This window comes from Algoriphagus sp. (genome assembly GCF_024642405.1).
In the GTDB taxonomy this organism is placed as follows: domain Bacteria; phylum Bacteroidota; class Bacteroidia; order Cytophagales; family Cyclobacteriaceae; genus Algoriphagus.
The window spans coordinates 1-4,824 of sequence record NZ_JAHEBC010000296.1 but is presented as its reverse complement, the minus strand read 5'-3'; the positions used below and the strand labels follow the sequence as shown (position 1 = coordinate 4,824).

Below are 4,824 nucleotides of genomic sequence, written 5' to 3'. Positions count from 1 at the left end.
CTGAGAGCGGGACATCCATAATTCGATCTGCTCCAAATTCTTTCAACAAACCTTTACTTACTGCGAATGCTCCTCCATAATTTCCAACATCTTCGCCCATCAGGAAAACCCGCTCATCTTTTTGCATGACGTCCCGAATGGCTTGTTTGATAGCTTCTCGGTAAGTTATTTTGACCATTTCGCTCATATCGATTCCGTTTCAGAGTAAACAAATCGTGTCAGGTTTCCAGTATCTTCCCAAGTTCCTTCTTCTGCAAATGTGATCGCCTCTTGGATCTGTGCTTCAACTGCTTTTTCAATTTCCGTAATTTTCTTAGCTGTAATAAGCTTCCCTTTGAGTAAAAATTCCTGAAACTTTGGAATTGGATCTTTCTTTTTCCATTCCTCCACTTCAGATTTTTCTCTATATAATTCGGCATCAAACATCGAATGCGCTCGAAATCGATACGTGTTACAAACCAGAAAATAAGGCTTCCCTTTTTCCTTGATAGTATTCACTGCTTTTTGGGCGGCTTCCATCACTGCCAAAAGATCCATCCCATCTACTGCCGCAGATTCAATTCCATATGCAGCTCCTTTCTTCTCTAATTGCTGCATGGAATGGGTTAATTTGATAGCAGTACCCATCGCATAAAGGTTGTTTTCGCAAACAAAAAGTGCTGGAACTTGCAACAAAGAAGCAAGATTCATCGACTCATGAAACTCACCTTCTGCAGCTGCTCCTTCTCCAAAAAAGCAACATGTCACATTATTTTTCTTTTGCTTTTTGGCTGCCAAGGCCATTCCTACAGCCAAAGGCAAATGCCCGCAGACGATAGCATTTCCTCCGAAAAAATTCTTTGATGCATCAAATAGGTGCATAGAACCTCCGCGCCCTTTGCTGCAACCTTCCTGCTTTCCATACATCTCTGCCATGATTGAGTTTGGATCCACGCCTCTTGCGAGCGCATGACCATGTTCTCGATAAGTACATAGAATATTATCCTCCTCGGTCAAAGCTTGAATAACCCCAACTGCTACCGCCTCTTCCCCCGAATAGAGATGCAAGAATCCCCGGATTTTGGACTTGGTGTATTCCTCCGCAGATTTCTCTTCAAACTTTCGTATGAGTATCATTTGCTGCAACAGCCGCTGTCCTTCTTTTGAATCTAACTTTTTCTTCCTTTCCATAATCTTTAGCCTTTTTCAAGTGTAGATAAATCTCCTTCCGGTAATCCCAATTCGCGGGCTTTTAGAAGCCTTCTCAAGATTTTGCCGCTTTTAGTTTTAGGAAGGCTTTCTATAAAGGAGATTTCTTTGGGTGCTACCGCCGGTCCCATAGTTTTTCTTGCGAAACCAATCAATTCCTGCTGCATCTCATCAGTAGGCTCGAAACCTTCTTTCAGGACAACAAATGCCTTGACCAATTCTCCGATGGATGGTTCAGGCTTTCCGATTACCGCAGCTTCCACCACTGCAGGGTGCTTCATCAGAGTACTTTCCACTTCGAATGGCCCGACCATATGTCCAGAGGTTTTGATGATGTCATCCGCCCTTCCAATAAACCAGAAGTAACCATCTTGATCAATTTTCGCCAGATCTCCGGAGATATACCAATCTCCCATGAAGCATTTTTGATAGCGTTCTTCCTCATGGAGATAGCCCCTGAAAAGAGATGGGAATCCTTTTTTCAAAACCAAATGACCCTGTTTATCTGGCTGGTCGTAGATCTTAATTTCGGAACCATCTACATCTGCAATCGCTGCGATGATTCCAGGAAGTGGTTTTCCCATGGAACCTGGTTTTACCTCCACGGAACGGTAATTGGCAATCATGATCCCGCCAGTCTCAGTTTGCCACCAATTATCCAGGACAGGAACTCCAAAAGCCTTTTGTCCCCAGGTCACAGCTCCGGGATTTAGTGGCTCGCCTACACTCAGCACCAATCTCAAATTAGAAAGGTCATATTTTTCTTTGGGAACGAGCTCCATCCGCATCAATCTTCGGATGGCAGTTGGCGCAGTATACCACACATTGACTTTCTGCTTTTCCAAAATAGAATACCAGCGCAACGCGTCAAATTCGGCTTCATCTATGATACTGGTTACGCCGTTGACCAAAGGAGCGATTATCCCATAGGAGGTTCCTGTCACCCATCCCGGATCTGCAGTACACCAAAAAATATCCCCCTCATGAAAATCCAGCACATATTTTCCAGTAGTATAGTGGGTAAGTACAGCCTGGTGAACGTGCAAAGCACCTTTTGGCATCCCTGTGGTTCCGCTCGTAAAATGCAACAAAGCAGGATCCTCAGGATCTGTTGGAGGAATGACAAATTCGTCGGAAGCCTCCCCCATAAGTTTGGTCATTGAAAGAGCTTTCTTATCCAAATGATCAGCAGAGTCCGTCAGTAAGATGAATTCTAAGGAAGGAAGCCGATCGAGGAGTCCCTTTATCTTTTTCTCATAAAAGCTAGTGTTGGTGACCAACACCTTTACATCACCCTTACTCAATCGTTGAAAAATAGGTTCTGGTCCAAAAACCGAGAACAAAGGACAAAAAACAGCTTTGAATTTCAGCGTCCCTAAAGCCGCGATATATAGGTCTGGTACACGGCCCAATAAAGAAAATACCCGATCTCCTTCTTTCAATTTCAAACCAGCCAAAAGATTGGCAAACTTGGAAGTGTGGATTTTTAAATCTCCATAGGAGTAATCGTCAGTCCTTTCCTCCTTTCCGATAAAGCGAAGGGCGACCGTATTTTTCAAATTACCAGAAGCATGCCGATCGACCGCTTCATGTGCGATATTCAGTCCTTTTCCGTTGGCCAATCCTGCTAATTGATTTCGTTCATTTTGCCAGTCGAAATGCTCATACAGTTTGGTGTAATCTTTTAAATTGGGCTCTTTCATAAACAGATCTTAAAATTTAGAAATTTTAGAAAGTCCGGTTTTAGCCAGTTTTTCAATCTTTCAATCCTCAAAAATCAAGTGAGGAATTGATCTTTTCTTAATTTACCATTTTAAGAAAAATGAAATCCAATTTGAGCCCAATCATTTAATGATTAATGACTTATATCATATTCTTAGACCTTGATATGCGATGTTTTTTGGAGACTTAAGGATAAACCGACTACTAAAAAATGATAGGATTATTCGTTCAAGTGGAAATATAGATTTGGGGAGGTTGGTTATTTTTTGCTTAAAAATGAAACAGCCCAAATCTCTCGATTTGGGCTGTATTTTTCAGATTTCTAACTTTAGCCTTCTGACTTTATTTCTTGCTTTCTGCCACCGCATGATGCGCCGCTCGCGCCGCAAAAGCCATATAAGTTAAAGATGGATTCTGAGTAGAAGTCGAGGTCATACTTGCCCCATCCGTCACATAGACATTCGGTACTGCATGCAGTTGATGATTCGCATTGAGCAATGAAGTCTTTGGATCTTTGCCCATTCGGATGCCACCCATCTCATGGATATCTAATCCCGGTGCTTGCTTGCTGTCACTGGATTGAATATTGGTAAATCCAGCCTTTTCAAACATCTCGGTCATCTGCTCGATGTAATCCTTCGTCATCTTCTCATCATTGTCATCATAGTCAATGTTGATCTTCAACTGAGGCATTCCGTATGGATCTTTTAGATTTTCGTCTAAAGCCACATAGTTGCTTTCTTTTGGTAAGGTCTCGCCCATCATATGTGAACCTACTCTCCAAGGACCATATTGGTCTGGATTGAGCAAGCTTTCTTTCAACTCCATACCTATTCCGCTATTATCGGCTCTTACACCTCTACCTCCAGAGAAGCCAGCTGCATATCCACGAAGGAAATCAGTCTCTTGCTTATAGACATTTCTAAACCTAGGGAAATAACCACTGGTTGGTCTTCCACCACTTGTCGCATACTCTGACAAGCCTTCGTATTCGCCCGAAACACGAGCACGGTAATTATGGAAAGCCACGTATTTCCCCATCAGTCCATTGTCATTGCCTAGACCATTCGGGAAACGATTGGAAGTGGAGTTTAACAAAATCAAATTGGTATTCAGGGCAGCTGCATTGATAAATAAAACCGGTGCATAAAACTCCTCCATTTCTTTGGTATGTGCATCGATGATTCGGACGCCGGTCGCTTTACCAAGCTCTTCATCATAGATGACTGAATGGACGATTGCATCAGGGCGTAAGGTCAAATTCCCCGTCTTCAATGCCCAAGGAATGGTAGAAGAATTCGCAGAAAAGTAACCCCCGAATGGGCAACCCCGCTGACATAAATTTCTGTTTTGACATAGCGTACGACCTTGTTGGCTATAAAACTCCGCATTGCCATGAATGTGTGCACAACGAGAGGATATCATATGCCGGTCATTTCCATAATGCTCTTTCAGCTTTCCCTGAAAATATTTCTCTACCACATTCAGCTCATAACCAGGTAGAAATTCGCCATCAGGCAAATTCGGTAAACCATCTTTATTTCCAGATACTCCAGCAAATTTTTCCACATGGCTGTACCAAGGTGCAAGTTCATTATAGGAAATAGGCCATTCCACAGCAAATCCATCACGTGCTGGTCCATCAAAATCAAATTGAGACCATCGCTGAACTTGCCTGGCCCAAAGCAAAGATTTGCCTCCCACTTGATAGCCTCGAATCCAATCAAACGGCTTCTCCTGAACGTAGGGGTGCTCGGCATCTTTTACAAAAAAGTGCGCTGCATCTTCATTGAAGGCATAGCATTTACTTACGACGGGATTGGCATCTTTTACTTCCTGAGGCATTTGACCCCGATGGGGAAATTCGTAAGGAAGCAGGTTAGTAGTTGGGTAATCTTTGATATGCTCCACATT

3 protein-coding genes and 1 pseudogene are annotated in these 4,824 nt (G+C 42.9%); all 4 read right to left on the bottom strand.

Features of this window, described 5'->3' with window-relative positions:
• Positions 1-187 (bottom strand): annotated as a pseudogene (locus Q0L68_RS16485) (alpha-ketoacid dehydrogenase subunit beta); the annotation flags it as partial.
• The gene (pdhA, locus tag Q0L68_RS16480) at positions 184-1,170 is read right to left on the bottom strand and encodes a pyruvate dehydrogenase (acetyl-transferring) E1 component subunit alpha (RefSeq protein WP_296705281.1); all 987 of its coding nucleotides are present in this window, start codon (positions 1,168-1,170) and stop codon (positions 184-186) included. The pseudogene Q0L68_RS16485 and the gene pdhA, both read right to left, overlap by 4 nt.
• A gap of 5 nt (positions 1,171-1,175) precedes the next feature.
• Complete coding sequence (gene acsA, locus Q0L68_RS16475) at positions 1,176-2,891, bottom strand: acetate--CoA ligase (protein WP_296705279.1); 1,716 nt, start codon at positions 2,889-2,891, stop codon at positions 1,176-1,178.
• A gap of 361 nt (positions 2,892-3,252) precedes the next feature.
• Positions 3,253-4,824 (bottom strand): GMC family oxidoreductase (locus Q0L68_RS16470; RefSeq protein WP_296705277.1); only part of this gene is annotated, 1,572 nt, incomplete at its 5' end.

Bases quoted from the DNA above. Each gene is read 5' to 3' on its own strand.
- pdhA (WP_296705281.1), bottom strand. From the start codon at position 1,170: ATGGAAAGGAAGAAAAAGTTAGATTCAAAAGAAGGACAGCGGCTGTTG.
- acsA (WP_296705279.1), bottom strand. From the start codon at position 2,891: ATGAAAGAGCCCAATTTAAAAGATTACACCAAACTGTATGAGCATTTC.